Origin of the sequence: Bacillus sp. UNC437CL72CviS29, from assembly GCF_000482345.1 — a bacterium.
Classification (GTDB): Bacteria; Bacillota; Bacilli; order Bacillales; family Bacillaceae_G; genus Bacillus_A; species Bacillus_A arachidis.
Map to the genome: position 1 here is coordinate 28,617 of NZ_AXVB01000021.1, position 14,835 is coordinate 43,451.

15 protein-coding genes are annotated in these 14,835 nt (G+C 35.6%); 8 read left to right on the forward strand and 7 right to left on the reverse strand.

From position 1 onward, the window contains the following. Positions 1 to 19: 19 nt before the first annotated feature. The 5 genes from M014_RS27095 to M014_RS0116030 form a co-directional block, all read right to left on the reverse strand. Positions 20 to 268, reverse strand: coding sequence for a contact-dependent growth inhibition system immunity protein (locus tag M014_RS27095; protein WP_035415229.1), 249 nt, complete (start codon positions 266 to 268; stop codon positions 20 to 22). A gap of 68 nt (positions 269 to 336) precedes the next feature. Then, a complete protein-coding gene (locus M014_RS0116015) occupies positions 337 to 2,565 on the reverse strand; it encodes a DUF4129 domain-containing transglutaminase family protein (protein ID WP_026592643.1) in 2,229 nt (742 codons plus the stop codon). Beyond that, on the reverse strand, positions 2,562 to 3,776 hold the full coding sequence (locus M014_RS0116020; RefSeq protein WP_026592644.1) for a DUF58 domain-containing protein: 1,215 nt from the start codon (positions 3,774 to 3,776) through the stop codon (positions 2,562 to 2,564). The genes M014_RS0116015 and M014_RS0116020 overlap by 4 nt, the downstream gene beginning before the upstream one ends. Continuing rightward, positions 3,776 to 4,738, reverse strand: coding sequence for an AAA family ATPase (locus M014_RS0116025; protein WP_026592645.1), 963 nt, complete (start codon positions 4,736 to 4,738; stop codon positions 3,776 to 3,778). Before M014_RS0116025 ends, M014_RS0116020 begins: the two co-directional genes overlap by 1 nt. A gap of 584 nt (positions 4,739 to 5,322) precedes the next feature. Next, positions 5,323 to 5,502: a small acid-soluble spore protein H gene (locus M014_RS0116030; protein ID WP_026592646.1), complete on the reverse strand. Its 180-nt coding sequence runs from the start codon at positions 5,500 to 5,502 to the stop codon at positions 5,323 to 5,325. Between the two features lie 380 nt (positions 5,503 to 5,882). Between M014_RS0116030 and M014_RS0116035 the strand changes: the two genes are divergently transcribed. From M014_RS0116035 to M014_RS0116045, 3 genes are all read left to right on the forward strand, one after another. Then, on the forward strand, positions 5,883 to 6,770 hold the full coding sequence (locus M014_RS0116035; protein WP_026592647.1) for a DUF2935 domain-containing protein: 888 nt from the start codon (positions 5,883 to 5,885) through the stop codon (positions 6,768 to 6,770). A gap of 360 nt (positions 6,771 to 7,130) precedes the next feature. Continuing rightward, positions 7,131 to 8,216 (forward strand): pyruvate kinase, encoded by a 1,086-nt coding sequence (locus tag M014_RS0116040; protein WP_081811059.1) that lies wholly within the window; start codon positions 7,131 to 7,133, stop codon positions 8,214 to 8,216. A gap of 401 nt (positions 8,217 to 8,617) precedes the next feature. Continuing rightward, positions 8,618 to 9,040, forward strand: coding sequence for a YfmQ family protein (locus M014_RS0116045; RefSeq protein WP_026592649.1), 423 nt, complete (start codon positions 8,618 to 8,620; stop codon positions 9,038 to 9,040). A 271-nt stretch (positions 9,041 to 9,311) separates the two neighbouring features. Here M014_RS0116045 and lexA read toward each other — a convergent pair whose 3' ends face one another. Further along, positions 9,312 to 9,932, reverse strand: a complete 621-nt coding sequence (gene lexA, locus M014_RS0116050) for a transcriptional repressor LexA (RefSeq protein ID WP_026592650.1) — start codon at positions 9,930 to 9,932, stop codon at positions 9,312 to 9,314. Between the two features lie 142 nt (positions 9,933 to 10,074). Here lexA and M014_RS0116055 point away from each other — a divergent pair, with 142 nt between their 5' ends. Then, entirely contained in the window at positions 10,075 to 10,731 is a 657-nt protein-coding gene (locus tag M014_RS0116055; protein WP_026592651.1) for a YneB family resolvase-like protein, read from the forward strand. A gap of 45 nt (positions 10,732 to 10,776) precedes the next feature. Then, positions 10,777 to 11,016, forward strand: a complete 240-nt coding sequence (locus M014_RS0116060) for a DUF896 domain-containing protein (protein WP_026592652.1) — start codon at positions 10,777 to 10,779, stop codon at positions 11,014 to 11,016. A gap of 226 nt (positions 11,017 to 11,242) precedes the next feature. Here M014_RS0116060 and M014_RS0116065 read toward each other — a convergent pair whose 3' ends face one another. Next, positions 11,243 to 11,542: a hypothetical protein gene (locus M014_RS0116065; protein ID WP_026592653.1), complete on the reverse strand. Its 300-nt coding sequence runs from the start codon at positions 11,540 to 11,542 to the stop codon at positions 11,243 to 11,245. A gap of 349 nt (positions 11,543 to 11,891) precedes the next feature. On the opposite strand from M014_RS0116065, the gene tkt reads away from it, so the two are divergent. The 3 genes from tkt (at position 11,892) to M014_RS0116080 (ending at position 14,790) form a co-directional block, all read left to right on the forward strand. Further along, a complete protein-coding gene (tkt, locus tag M014_RS0116070; protein WP_026592654.1) occupies positions 11,892 to 13,892 on the forward strand; it encodes a transketolase in 2,001 nt (666 codons plus the stop codon). Positions 13,893 to 14,049: 157 nt separating this feature from the next. After that, a complete protein-coding gene (sirA, locus tag M014_RS0116075; protein ID WP_026592655.1) occupies positions 14,050 to 14,490 on the forward strand; it encodes a sporulation inhibitor of replication protein SirA in 441 nt (146 codons plus the stop codon). Positions 14,491 to 14,568: 78 nt separating this feature from the next. Continuing rightward, positions 14,569 to 14,790 carry a YneF family protein gene (locus M014_RS0116080; RefSeq protein ID WP_003199214.1) on the forward strand — a complete coding sequence of 74 codons (222 nt, stop codon included), beginning with the start codon at positions 14,569 to 14,571 and terminating at the stop codon, positions 14,788 to 14,790. Positions 14,791 to 14,835 lie beyond the last annotated feature (45 nt).

Sequence of the window (14,835 nt, forward strand, 5' to 3'; positions counted from 1 at the left end):
CTTCTGGCGATAACTTTGATCATACTTCTAGTAACTGACCATCATACATAACTCCAGCTAATCGATCCTCTTTTATAAAGATATAAGCTTGTTCTATAGCTAATTTTAATAAATTATTTTGTCTTAACATTGTGTAAACATCATCTAATGTAAATTCTTGAATTGTTTTATTTAAAAGCTTTTTATGCCAGTTATCAAATTTTGAATTGACTTGAAAAGAATCCTCTATATTATATATTTCTTTTAACAATGACTGTTTAACATCCATTATTCGATGCCTCCATATGGTTTTGAAAAAACAGGTTTCATTCTAATGATAGAAATCACCATACGCCTTTAAATAAACGTATCAAACTCATTAGATTTGGGCGGAGTGGATGCTTTTTTCATGAGCTTCTCCCATAATTGTACGGATTTGTTCCATTCTGATGTGGCATGATGGTTTCGGTAAATAACATTTTCATAACTAAGAGTGAGCTTTTGCATGTCAGTCGAATTGTAAAGAGTATCTACAAGGATTGCGTATTCTCTCAATGTTTGACTTTCATTACGGGGAATGCCGGTTCTTGCCAATTGTTTTAAAAGTGCGCTGTACGCTTTTGAATAAACAGCATCTCCCTTTCGGTATTTATAGAAGAAAATGATAAAAAATACGAACCACTTTATTCTAGTAGTAAAAAGGGTATAGCCAATTATGCTCATTGATATGATACAAAGGAACAAGTACCACCATGAAAATTCTTTTTTTGATTTAATAATTTTTTCGTTAGATGGGATTTCTGTATCTTCTATTAAATTTTTTTGTTTTGCTTCTTGGTTTCGCTGTGGAACCTGTTCATTGCTAGGTATCGTGGTTACGCTATTTAATGAAGTGGAAGCTGAAGTGTCTTGTGTAAAGTTATAAGGGTTGCTGAAGCCCTTTGTTGGTTCGAATGGGACCCATCCGTATCCTGGAAAGTATACCTCCACCCAAGAGTGTGCATTGTTATTAGTGATTGTGTACATGTTCTCATACCCTGAATTAGTTAATTTGTTTTCAAGAGTGCCTCCTGTATATCCCTTTACCCAGCGTGCAGGAATTCCGATAGAGCGAAGTAAAACGATCATAGATGTTGAAAAGTTATTACAGTATCCGCTTTTTGTATCAAATATAAACTGATCTACATAATCTTGATCTGTTCTTGGAATCTTAACCTGTTCTGTTTCATATACAAAGGAATGATCTGTGAAATAGCTTTCGATAGCCAATACTTGATCATAGCGATTGCTTTTATCTTTTGTAAGATGTATTGCCAAGTCTTTTACCCTCTTTGGTAACGAGTTGGGTAGTTGTGTATACTTTGCTATAAAATAAGGGCTTGCCTCTAAATCCTCAGCCGCTTTTACAGCTTTTAAGTTTTCGATGGAAAAATGAGGAGTCTCATAAGCCACCTTATATTTATTTAAGGTGGTGGAAGATCTTTCTTTCATTATATCAATTTTTTCCGAAAAAAGATCTGCGCTGAATGATACATCAGAAGCAGCCTCAACCGCTATTAACCCTGTGGGATAAATAAGGTGAGGGGAGTCTTTTTGCATAATGATAATCGCTTCGGCAGCTTCTGTTTTTGTATTCCGCTCATACCAAGTCACTACGTTGTTTTTATTCTTAAAAGAAATTTTTTTGGGGCTTTCAGAAATTTCCCAACCTTTACCGGTATAAAAGTCTTTTGTTTCCACTCTCCAATATTGGCTGTTTTGCATTTGCGCCGTGAAAACAATTGTGTCATCCAATTTAAAAGGACCGCCTAATTGAGAGTCATCTATACCGTAACCGACTTTGCTGATTCCTGCTTCTTTATTCGCTGAAGGTGAATCGAATTTAAAAAAAGTATCGATATTAGGCCATTGAGGGGCAGGTTTTGGAGAAAAATATCCAAAGGTGATCGCAAGTATAATAGATACAGCAGTCGGTACGAGCAATTTCGATGTAAATTTGTTCTGCTTTTGCAAGTTCTCGGATGTTTTTATGCGTTCAGCATGGAGGAGACTGAGCATGAAAAAGCCGATTATAATTGTACGAATGATCGCGTTATTCATGTCGTATAAGCCGAATATATCAAAAATCGTGATATAAATAATGGTTAATGTAAGAAATAAGAGCCCGCGTTTTTGACGAATAATCCAATAGAGGATAAGGAAGCACAAAAACCAGAGAAATAGAAAAAATAAGAAGGTCTGAAAAGCTTTGGAAAGCCCCTGCCAGTTTGCTTGAAAGAGTAGAGTGATATTATGAAAAAAATCAGCCGAAAATTCCATCAACCAGGCAGGATTAATAAAAGCTCCTTTATAATCTACCGAATGAATCATAAATAAGATGATTACAACCTTTACAGAAATTTGGAATCGTACTTGAAAAAAAGAGAGAGCGAAGCAAATTCCTACAAATCCTTTAAAGAGGTTCAGTCTTACCATATCTGTAACCTCTATAAGCGGCTGTAACCATTCTAATAAAATGAGAAAACCGAATATATGCATTAGGAAACTGCTAATATCTCGTTTATTAGTTGAAGGTAATGTGATCATTGGTTCACCTCGAAAAATACATTTGCATAATGATTCTCATAAACCGCTTTCACAAATATTTTTTGTTTTCGCAGTGTTTCGAGTACGTTTAGTTCCCGATTTGAGAGTTGATGTGCTTTTTCCTTGACGACAAATACCATCAGCTTACTGTTTTTCAATGATATACTTTCAGCAATTTTTTGGATATCGGGAGAAAGATTACTTGTTACAAGTACGAATGTTACTGGTTGATAGATTTTCTTTAACTCCATTTCTATAGTTTGAGAGAGCGGGAGCATACTGTCTGCTTGTACTCTTGCTAAATGACAGAAAATTCTCTGTAATTGTGTCTCTCTATGATGTAAAGGGAGTACGGTTTGTTCTTTTCCGGTGGATATGAATGATACTTGTGAATCCTGTTTTAAGATAGATCTCATGAGAGAAGCTGTAAACGTAACGACCAATTCGAACAGGGGAGAGGGCGTTCTGTCCATAACAATCACGACATCATGACTTCGCTGTTGTTCAAACTCTTTCGTCATAATATTATTTTTTCGAGCAGTTGCCTTCCAATCGATCCATGAAAAACGGTCACCGGGTTTATAACCTCTGACACCAGCTGAGACTGTTGTATCTCTTGCTACATTCACATTTGAGGAGAGTGCACCTTGTTCGAAATAGTTTTCCACTTGTCTATAAGCTATGTCTACATATTGAGGGTACACTAAAAAATTATCGGGAACTGAAAAGATTGTCTCTTTTTCAATAATCCCGAATACATCACCAGTTTTTACACGCACATTCGAAAAGGTGTGTTCTCCTCTAGGGATTGCGTCGATTATATATTGGTATGAAATATTTCGTTTGAATCCTGGAAATAATATCACTTTTGCACTTTTTGTTTGTTTGCGATTTTTAAACTCCATGGGGAGCACCTCTTCTATAATTAAATACAGCAAGGGAAAGGGAATTTTTCGTTTTATTGTAATAGTGCCTACGAATTGTTGTCCAGCTGTGTACTCCTTTTGATTTGTTATACGTCTCACTTCAGTGTTCCATAGGGCACAAAAGGGCAACAATAATGAATAAAGACTGAATGGAATAAAGCTGTAAAATAGAAACCAACTTACGAATTCTCCTTGTAACATTGCGTATATAAATGTTAAAGCAACGAATAAAACAATTGACGATATTTTTCCGACATTATGAGCTGCTCGTAATAGCTGTTTCATCAGGAGTTTTTTGCCTTTTGAGCCGGAACTGGAGTCCGGGCGAGAATCTTTGTAATGACGCTTTCTGGCGTTAGCCCTTCAAATTTCGCCTCTATTTTTAAAATGATTCTATGGGACAAAACATATGGAGCTAAAAATTTAACATCATCCGGAATGACATGGTCCCTGCCATTTATGAGCGCATACGCCTGTGAAGCTTTCATCAAAGCAATGGAACCACGCGGACTAGCTCCTAATTGAACGGAGTTATAAGAGCGGGTTTGGTTAACGAGTTTTACGATGTAGTGCTTAATGGCCTTGGAAGTATATATTTCTCGTATGTTTTGTTGTAATTGTAGCAATTCTCCTATTGTAATAACGGCTTGTAAATGAGAAATAGGCTTTGTTTTTTCTGTACGATTTAAAACCTCAAACTCTTCTTCCGGTGTGGGATAGCCCATTTTTAGCTTTAGTAAGAAACGGTCAAGCTGAGCTTCTGGTAAAGGATATGTTCCCTCATATTCAATTGGGTTTTGGGTAGCTATTACAAAAAATGGTTTCGGTAAAGGTCTTGTTGTCCCATCTACTGTTATATTGCCTTCCTCCATACTTTCAAGCAAGGCTGATTGCGTTTTCGGTGATGTACGGTTAATTTCGTCAGCTAGCACGATATTTCCCATAATAGGTCCTGGCATAAATTTAAATTGAAATTCTTTCGGATTATAAATAGAAACACCTGTTACATCTGATGGCAGTAAATCAGGAGTGAATTGAATTCGTTTGAAATCTGCATCGATGGATTTGGCAAGGGCTTGCACCATCATTGTTTTCCCAACACCTGGAACATCTTCTAATAGTACATGACCTTCAGCTAAGAGAGCCGCTAAGGTAAGGGTGATTTCCTTCCGCTTTCCGACTATCGCTTTCTCAATATTATTGATTATCTTTTCTACAACTGGATGTAAAGAATCGAGTTGCGTCATCGTACTCCTCCCAATTTCATTTTCTTTTTAGTTCATTCAAATTATCCCACTATTTGTGGACGGTAAAATCCCACCTCAAAATTCAGCGAAAACAGAGAGGTTAGGTGGGGGATGAAGAAAACCATCGCTGATTAAAGTTTCACTTTATTGTGATAAGTATGGTCTATGTAAATAACTCGTGTAAAACAAAATTTGTTTTTAGGTATTTGTTGCAGAAAAAATCCAACCTAAGGAGCAATTGAAGAAACTTTTCCTGAAACGGTTGGTACTGTTGAGGAATTGATTTCTTGTTATTACATAATAAGTTCTATGTCATTTAAAGAAATCCTACTCTACGTTTTTAAATTATATTGTTTTGAATCTAGTCGTATATAAATGAAATTTGGTTCTTCGGTTGTGTGGAAATTAATAAGCGAGGTGCACTAGTGAAATATTTCTCAGCAAATAACGTTGAGCTACCATTTTGTGTCGAGGATAAGGTGAGATAATTGAATTTATAAAAATAGGGAGGGACAAGCAATTGTATGAGCTGTCCCTAACAAACACCACTTTGAGTAGAGTTTGTATTGAAAATTACTGTTTGTTTAATGTTCTATTAAGTTAGATAAAGGAATTTCTTGCTCATTTTGAGGCTCGTTAAGGGGATAAATTCTAGCTGTTTCATTATTTTCATCTACATTTTGAATGTAAATTGCAACTCCATTATAGGTTACATTAGCCATAATCGGTGAAGCTGCAATCTCTTGTGCGCGTTGTTTGTTCATTATAATGACCTCCTTTTGACTTATAACAGTAATAATATTTGCTTTAAACTACTTCATTATTCTTAATTCTCAATAGTAAGCAAATAGGTATGAAATTTACTTTTAAGCATATAAGTTTATAAATTCTATCTTTATGGACAAGTGGTGAGTAGGATAGGAAAAGCTGATTTTGTTTCAGGGTTTGTACCTAATCAGCTTCAGGTAATAAATAGAATAAAGGAAAGTTCACATGTTAGCAGAATATGAGCTTTCGCATTTTATATATTGTTTTTGAAAACAGTATATTCGGAATTCAAGTTGTTATTTTTGGGGGTATAGTAAATATTACCGATTAATATACACAATTATAGTAAAGATGCTTTTAAGGGCATTAGGGGGGAATGACTAAAGGGCAACAACCTATTCCTGGTCACTTTGTTATGGATACACAGCGGGCTATGTTACTTCCGCCGGAATTGAAAGCTGCACCTTCTGAATCATTAACAGAACAATTATGTATTGAAAGGTCCTTAACTGAAAATCAATTTTGGTTACAGATTATGAAGGAACATGCGCTTTTTCTTAGTGAAGGATTTAATCGGAAAGATAAAAATCTAATTCAACAAGTAGAGCAGTTTTATCATCTTTTTGATCGACATTTACAAAAAGCATTCTCTATTCTTCAAACTGTTCAAGCAGTTAGGCAATTAAATGAAGAAAGTATTCAACTAGTTTATGCATTTCGTAATTATAAAAGAAACCTTTTAATTTTGATTATTAATTGTAAGGTAAGTGGTTTCAATTTTCCATTATCAGTAGATCATGTTGCGAGAGAAGCAGAATATTTTATACGGACCCTTCAGAAATTTAATGAAGGAAAAATGGATCCAATTCAGGACGCGATAATAAGTGAAAATGTGTTTTGGCTCAGAATTATGATGGAGCACTCTCGTTTTATTGCCTCTTTACTTGATCAATCCGAGCGGAATTTAGTTCATACTGCTTTAAAATTTGGTGATGATTTTGAAGTCTTACTCGGTCAAGCGGGAGACGTTGAATCAATGTTGTATCAAAAACAACCGATATATCCGATTATTGGAAAGATGAATAAAGATAGTGAAAATGCAACAGTTGAGTTGAGGAACTTCAAAAAAGCTGGATTAGAGCTTATCCAGACATGCCAAATTAAAAGTGTAATTAATCCGTTACTAGCTGATCATGTTACAAGGGAAGCTGAACATTTCTTATTTATGATTCATGTGCTAGAAGAAAGATTGAAACAAAAATAATTGCAACAATCGATGGAATGAGTGTTCTGTCATCAAGAGTACTATATACTAGAACATGTATCTATCAGACACGTTTACTGCAAAGCTCACTTTTTCATCATGCAAAGGGTAGTGATTTCTATGAGAGGAAATTACTACCCTTTTTCGTATACTTATTTTTCTACATAAATTTATCTCGTTATTTGCGGCCAGTAAAACTCTTATCTCAAAAGTCAGCAAGGGAAAAAATTGGGTAGGAAGATTAACTGCCTGTGAAAGTCCAATTGGTGAAGGGAAATAATCAGTAGGTGATGGAGAAAAAAGCTAGCACAGGTATTTAATTATAAATCATGTATGAGAAATATTATTTTTTCATTTTATATGGGAATCATAGCTAAAAAGGATGGTGGAAATATGACAATCGATCGAATTTGTACAATTGGTCCAGCAAGCAATAATAAAGAGACATTAGCTCAGTTAATAAAACAGGGTATGAAAATTGTTCGATTAAATTTATCACACGGTTCACATGAAAGTCATCAAGAAATAATTCATTTAGTAAAGTCTTTAGATGATTCCATAAAAATCCTAGGTGATTTACAAGGGCCTAAAATAAGATTGGGTGTAATCAAGGAGGAACAAATTACCCTTCAAGCGGAGGATCCTTTTATTTTATATACTCAATCCGTTACTGGAAGTAAAGAAGGAGCGAGTGTTGATTATTCTGGGATTGCTAATGATGTGAAAGTTGGAAATAGAATCCTTATTAACGATGGACAAGTTGAATTAATTGTTGAAAAGGTTAGTATGGAAAAAATAGAAACGAAAGTGAAAATAGGTGGCGATATCGCTTCGCATAAAGGGGTGAATTTACCAGGAGCAAACGTTAGCTTGCCGGCTATTACGGAGAAGGATCAAAAAGATATTCGGTTTCTTCTAGGTGAGGGTGTGGATTTTATTGCGTGTTCATTTGTTAGAAAACCTTCTCATATAAAGGAAATTCGAAACTTTATACATCAATATAAAGAAACTTCCCCCAATTTAATTGCAAAAATAGAAACGATAGAAGCAATCGAGAATTTTCAAGATATGTGCAAAGAAGCGGATGGAATTATGATTGCAAGGGGGGATTTAGGTGTGGAATTACCGTATCAATTTATTCCGCTTTTGCAAAAAATGATGATTCATGAGTGCAATCGAACAAATACATATGTGATTACAGCGACGCAAATGCTTCAATCTATGGTGGATCATTCTATTCCTACAAGAGCTGAGGTGACTGATGTATTCCAGGCTGTACTGGATGGAACGAATGCGGTTATGCTTTCTGCTGAAAGTGCATCAGGTGGTCATCCAATTGAAAGTGTTAAAACATTGCGTCTCGTTTCTGAATTTGCTGAGCATGTAAAAAAAGATGGTCCTTTTGTTATGAAAGATGTACTAGAATTGTTCCGTAAATCTCTTTAGTATATAAGGCTGCATTAACCGCTCAACTTAAAAAGGAAAATGTTACTTTTCATAATTAAATATGAAAAATGCATCCTTTTATTTTGAGGAATTTATTGAGTCTTAGCTTTCTCAAGATGTGGTAAGATTACGAAGTACTGTTGACATTTCTGCATAATTTTATCCCACTATCCATGGGCAGTAAGCACTACAGCTTAAGGTTCATAGGGGAATGAATTGATAACTGCTCGTAAAAGCTGGACTGGTGAAGGCCTTCCATCAGTGAGAGATAAAGCTCTCCACCACTGATGGAAGCTTCACTATATTAAGTTTCACACAATGTACAAAAATTAACTAATTACACTATGGTAATATTATTAATGTAATAATGTGAATTTAGAATATGATGAGGAGGATAAAATATGACGACTTGGTTTATAGTTATGTTAATTCTTTTCGGTGCTTTAAAAATAGTAGTGACGAGTATGCCCACTTCTGTTATAGAGTCTATTATCGGTAGATTTGAACTGCACCCGCAATTGAATAATGAGGCTGTTACCGTAACGATTGATGGAAAGCGTTTAGAAGGGGAAGAAAAAATTCAAATTGTTGATTATTTTAACGAAGCGATATTTTTAGAAAAATATTATTTTCCTCCACACAGCAGTGGAACGCCATTGGTTATTGATACGAAAAAAGGGAAAAATGATGTTAGGTTTTCTGTGTACAGGTATGACGATCACGTTGATGTAGTCAAGCAGTATAAGAAGAAAGTGGTCGCGTATAGTCTACGTTCTAAAAGCCTTCAAAATTGTTCAATGTTAGTAGCCGGAAATTTAGCTTAAAGAGATCGTTAAAGAGACGGTCTTTTTTTTATTACATATGAAATGTTAAAAAGTAACATTCTTGAAATAGCATATGGGGGCGAAGGACTTAGAGTAGATATCCCCGTTGTTACGTTTTTTCATAGCCATGGAAAAACGTGAGTATTTAACTGATTTGGTTTAAAGAAATGTAACACTAGGAAATGGTAGAGTGAAAATTAGCGGACAAACATCTGCAGGAGACGATACAATTGAATCGAATTAAAAATAGACCAGGCTAACTGGTCTATTTTTAATGTAAATCACGATATACACCGATTACTTTTCCGATAACAGAAACTCTATCTAAAATGATGGGTTCTAAAGAAGAGTTTTCAGGTTGTAAACGGAAGTGATCTTTTTCTTTGTAAAAACGTTTTACAGTTGCTTCGTTATCTTCTGTTAAAGCAACGACAATTTCTCCGTTATATGCAGAATGTTGCTGACGAACAACAACTAAATCTCCGTCTAAGATACCTGCTTCAATCATGCTATCCCCAGAAATTCGTAACATAAACACTTGATCTGCTCCAGCAACAACGCTTGCAGGTAGTGGGAAATGCTCTTCTACACTTTCAACTGCTGTAATTGGTAAACCAGCTGTAACTTTTCCGACAATTGGGACTTGAACAACTGATTGTGTTTCTGTTTCGATTTTTACTTCTCCTAAAATTTCAATAGCTCTCGGTTTTGTTGGATCACGTCGAATATAACCTTTTTCTTCTAGACGTGATAAATGTCCGTGCACCGTAGAACTAGAAGCAAGGCCAACCGCTTGACCAATTTCGCGTACGGAAGGTGGATAACCTTTTTCTTGTACTTTTAGCTTAATGAAGTCGAGAATGTCTTGCTGGCGTTTTGTTAACTTTTCCATGTTTTTTAACACCTCGTTTTCTTTCAATTTTCTTACTTATAAGTATAACATGGGAAAAAACATTCTACAAACATAAGTTCGAACAAAAAAGTGATTTGTGATACACTAAAGTAAAAATTGAAGTGAGGAAGAGGGTTTTAAAATGAATGCAATTATTTATGCCCGTGTAAGCACAACAAAAGAAGCGCAAGAAACGTCATTATCACGTCAAAAAGATGAATTATTGCATTTAGCTAAGCGGTATCAAATGAATGTTATAAAGGTGTTTGAGGAGAAGGCAAGCGGCTATACAATTGAACGAGATGGTATATTAGAAGTATTGGATATGATTCGAGCTGAACAGGTCGATGTGCTTCTTATTCAAGATGAAACAAGGCTTGGAAGAGGAAATGCAAAGATTGCTTTAATGCACTGTTTACATAAAGAAGGGATAAAGGTATATACGCATACACATAATGGCGAATTACAACTTTCTGATTCAGATTCTATGGTACTAGATATTATTGGTATAGTTGAAGAATATCAGAGAAAGATTCATAATTTGAAAATTAAACGTGGAATGCAGCGAGCGGTGGATAGGGGATTTCGTCCAGAAAAAAATTTAACAAATCGTCATTTAAGTACAGGCCGTGAAAAGAAAGAAGTACCGATTGAAGAAATTGTGCGTCTTCGTCGTAATGAATTAACATTTGAGGAAATTGCTGCAACACTTCGTGGTTTTGGTCATGATGTATCCAAAGCAACAGTACATCGCAGATACGTGGAATACACGAAGCAACTGCTTGATAAACAAGACTAACTATTGTATGATAATAATCAGTTTTAAGTAGAAAGGGGATTCGAGATGCTAAGTCACGAACTCATTGAACGCATTAATTTCTTAGCGAAAAAAGCAAAAGCTGAAGGATTAACTGAAGAAGAACAACGTGAGCGCCAATCGCTCCGTGAACAATATTTAAAAGGATTTCGCCAAAATATGTTAAACGAATTAAAAGGCATTAAAATCGTTAATGAAGAAGGTAAAGATGTTACACCGGCGAAATTAAAGGCATTAAAAAAACAAGATAATGCAAAGTTGAATTAAAAGATGGGCGAAGCCCATCTTTTTTGATTTTAATAGAATTGTTTATTATGGTATTACCAAAAACGAGAAGAAGGGGGCAGGAATAGTGGTTCACTTATTTTGCTCGTTTTTGTTCAGAATTAGACTCTTTGGCTAAATTCCTTCATAAAGTGAAAGATAATGAAGGATACCTTTTGCATTTTTGAATGTAATCTTTTTTCCATCGGGGTGACCACATATAAAAACATTATTTTTTTCTAAATAAAGCTGAAATAAAAGAAATAGCAGTTGCAATAAATAAAGAAATAACGGCAATAAAAAACAAGAGGATCGCCATGAAACTATATAGATATCCTAATCCTTCACTTATTATAATTGCGCCCTGATCAAAATATAGTATGCAAAATGTAGCGCTGGAGAAAATAAGCATGAGGACACCTGGGATGTATTTATGGGGTGATTTTAATTTGACTGAAAAATAAATAGAAAGAATTGAAATGAGGGTCAAAACCATTATAAAGGTGTAAGAAGCTATTCCTTCACTCATTATTTCGCATTCCTCCGTTTTTATTTAATCTATACGATTAAAATTAATATATATTCATTTTAATGATATGTTGTGAATAGAGGGGACGATATGGAGTGGATAGAATATTTGCTAAAAATTTTTACGAGTCACGTATAAAAAATATAGATAATTCCCTTTATTGTTAATAAATGAATAATAAAAAAGTATAGCAGATTGAAACCCTATACATTGTGGAATTTCGTATTTTTTTTGAACAAACTCGAAAAAACATCAACATATTTGTCGATACATGTTGTATAATCTTGCGTGGGAAGCTATCATATAAATGTGTAAAACGTTTACTAATATAAGCGAAGGGAAGAATAGCATGTCACATTCAATCGAACAACTTTCTATCAACACGATTCGCACATTATCCATTGATGCGATTGAAAAAGCAAACTCTGGTCATCCAGGAATGCCAATGGGTGCAGCACCAATGGCTTATACATTATGGACGCAATTTATGAAACATAATCCAAATAACCCAACGTGGTTTAACCGTGATCGTTTCGTATTATCTGCAGGTCATGGTTCAATGTTATTATACAGTTTACTTCATCTATCTGGTTACGATGTAACAATGGATGATTTAAAGAACTTCCGCCAATGGGGAAGTAAAACTCCAGGACATCCTGAGTATGGTCATACAGCAGGCGTAGATGCAACAACTGGTCCACTTGGACAAGGTATTTCAACAGCAGTTGGTATGGCAATGGCTGAGAGACATTTAGCAGCGAAGTATAACCGTGATGCATACAACGTAGTTGATCATTATACATATGCAATTTGCGGTGATGGTGATTTAATGGAAGGCGTTTCTGCTGAAGCATCTTCATTAGCTGCTCACTTAGGATTAGGTCGCCTTGTTGTATTATATGATTCTAACGATATTTCATTAGATGGTGATTTAAATCGCTCATTCTCTGAAAGTGTAGAAGATCGTTATAAAGCATACGGCTGGCAAGTAATCCGTGTTGAGGATGGAAACGATGTTGAAGCGATTGCAAAAGCGATTGAGGAAGCAAAAGCTGATGAAAACCGCCCAACGCTAATTGAAGTAAGAACAACAATCGGTTTCGGTTCTCCAAATAAATCAGGAAAATCAGCTTCACACGGTTCTCCACTAGGTGTAGACGAAACAAAATTAACAAAAGAAGCGTATGCTTGGACGGCTGAACAAGACTTCCATGTATCAGAAGAAGTATATGAGAACTTCCGTAAAACGGTACAAGATGTTGGCGAAACAGCTCAAACTGAATGGAATACAATGCTTGGTGAATATGCACAAGCATATCCAGAATTAGCTAATGAATTACAAGCAGCAATGAAAGGTCTTCTTCCAGAAGGTTGGGATAAAAACTTACCAACTTATGAATTAGGATCAAAAACAGCAACTCGTTCTTCTTCAGGTACTGTAATTAACGCGATTGCAGAAGCTGTACCATCATTCTTTGGTGGATCTGCAGACCTTGCTGGTTCTAACAAAACATACATGAATAACGAAAAAGACTTCACAAGAGCTGACTACAGTGGTAAAAACATTTGGTACGGTGTACGTGAGTTCGCAATGGGCGCAGCAATGAACGGTATCGCGCTTCATGGTGGCTTAAAAACTTACGGTGGTACGTTCTTCGTATTCTCTGATTACTTACGTCCAGCAATCCGTCTTGCAGCATTAATGCAATTGCCTGTAACATATGTGTTTACACATGACAGTATCGCTGTTGGAGAAGATGGACCAACGCATGAACCAGTTGAACAATTAGCGGCGCTTCGTGCGATGCCAAACGTATCTGTTCTTCGTCCTGCTGACGGTAACGAGTCAGTTGCAGCTTGGAAATTGGCTTTAGAATCTACAAACAAACCAACTGCATTAATCTTAACTCGTCAAGATCTTCCAACATTAGAAGGTGCATTAGACGATACGTATGAAAAAGTTGCAAAAGGTGCGTATGTAATTTCTGCAAGCAAGAAAGAAACTGCTGATGTAATCTTACTTGCAAGTGGTTCTGAAGTAAGTTTAGCGGTTGAAGCGCAAAAAGTATTAGCAGAAAATGGTGTTGATGCAGCTGTTGTCAGCATGCCATCTATGGATCGCTTTGAAGCACAATCTGCTGAATATAAAGAATCTGTATTACCAAAAGCAGTAACAAAACGCTTCGCAATCGAAATGGGTGCTACTTTCGGATGGCACCGTTACGTTGGTCTTGAGGGAGATGTGTTAGGTATCGATACATTTGGTGCTTCTGCTCCTGGTGAAAAGATTATGGAAGAGTATGGATTCACTGTAGAAAATGTTGTTCGTAAAGTAAAAGAAATGCTTTAATGATTTGTGAAAAATCTCTCCGGCATGGAGAGATTTTTCTATGTAAATGAGTTTATTCGACAGAAAAAGTTTTTTCTTTCTCCGCAGTCAGACAATCATTGCATATTATCTTTTATATAATGTAGAGAAAAAGGTTGTCCAGTGCGGGAGGGAAAGTATGAAAACGTATGAATTGTATTTAATTCAAGAAGATATTGCGAAGGCATACTTTGGTCGGGAGTATTTGTTTTTCGATTTATTTGCTCGATTTTCAGAATCTGGTTCCCTTTCGGAAAAGAAAGTGTTATATAAGCAGATGATGTATATTACGATGCCATTACAAGTAATGAAAATTCACCATAAATTAGAACAAGCATTACGTAGTGTTGGAAAGTATAAGAGAATACACCATACGCACATATTATCTACGGGTGCAGAATATGGGGAAATAACGGTGAAATCACAATATATTCAAATGAATACATCTGGGAATGTATCGATGGAAACGACTTTCTTTGAGGTTCTTAGGAAATGTGAATTGACATTTTTGGCAATGGATTATGAGAATAAAAAGTATGGTTGGCTAAATCCTTTGAAACAAGCGCGAACATATGTGTAAAAAATGTCGAATACAATCTTGTCTTATTGAAAAGGTTTTAGTACACTGTAAGGTAGACAACATGAAGGAGGAAAATATATGTCAATTTGGGTAGTTGTTCTAGTGGGCGTATTAGCACTAGTAGCAGGCGTGGCGTTAGGATTTTTCATCGCCCGCAAATATATGATGAATTATTTACAAAAAAATCCACCAATCAATGAACAAATGTTAAAAATGATGATGATGCAAATGGGACAAAAACCATCCCAAAAGAAAATCAATCAAATGATGAGCGCAATGAACAAGCAACAAATGAAATAAGCGCTAAAGGGACACTCGATAAGAGTGTCCTTTCTTTTTGGAAAA

Bases quoted from the DNA above. Each gene is read 5' to 3' on its own strand.
- M014_RS0116025 (WP_026592645.1), bottom strand. From the start codon at position 4,738: ATGACGCAACTCGATTCTTTACATCCAGTTGTAGAAAAGATAATCAAT.
- M014_RS0116020 (WP_026592644.1), bottom strand. From the start codon at position 3,776: ATGAAACAGCTATTACGAGCAGCTCATAATGTCGGAAAAATATCGTCA.
- M014_RS0116035 (WP_026592647.1), top strand. From the start codon at position 5,883: ATGACTAAAGGGCAACAACCTATTCCTGGTCACTTTGTTATGGATACA.
- M014_RS0116030 (WP_026592646.1), bottom strand. From the start codon at position 5,502: ATGAACAAACAACGCGCACAAGAGATTGCAGCTTCACCGATTATGGCT.
- M014_RS0116040 (WP_081811059.1), top strand. From the start codon at position 7,131: ATGGGAATCATAGCTAAAAAGGATGGTGGAAATATGACAATCGATCGA.
- M014_RS0116055 (WP_026592651.1), top strand. From the start codon at position 10,075: ATGAATGCAATTATTTATGCCCGTGTAAGCACAACAAAAGAAGCGCAA.
- sirA (WP_026592655.1), top strand. From the start codon at position 14,050: ATGAAAACGTATGAATTGTATTTAATTCAAGAAGATATTGCGAAGGCA.
- lexA (WP_026592650.1), bottom strand. From the start codon at position 9,932: ATGGAAAAGTTAACAAAACGCCAGCAAGACATTCTCGACTTCATTAAG.
- tkt (WP_026592654.1), top strand. From the start codon at position 11,892: ATGTCACATTCAATCGAACAACTTTCTATCAACACGATTCGCACATTA.
- M014_RS0116015 (WP_026592643.1), bottom strand. From the start codon at position 2,565: ATGATCACATTACCTTCAACTAATAAACGAGATATTAGCAGTTTCCTA.
- M014_RS0116060 (WP_026592652.1), top strand. From the start codon at position 10,777: ATGCTAAGTCACGAACTCATTGAACGCATTAATTTCTTAGCGAAAAAA.
- M014_RS27095 (WP_035415229.1), bottom strand. From the start codon at position 268: ATGGATGTTAAACAGTCATTGTTAAAAGAAATATATAATATAGAGGAT.
- M014_RS0116065 (WP_026592653.1), bottom strand. From the start codon at position 11,542: ATGAGTGAAGGAATAGCTTCTTACACCTTTATAATGGTTTTGACCCTC.
- M014_RS0116045 (WP_026592649.1), top strand. From the start codon at position 8,618: ATGACGACTTGGTTTATAGTTATGTTAATTCTTTTCGGTGCTTTAAAA.
- M014_RS0116080 (WP_003199214.1), top strand. From the start codon at position 14,569: ATGTCAATTTGGGTAGTTGTTCTAGTGGGCGTATTAGCACTAGTAGCA.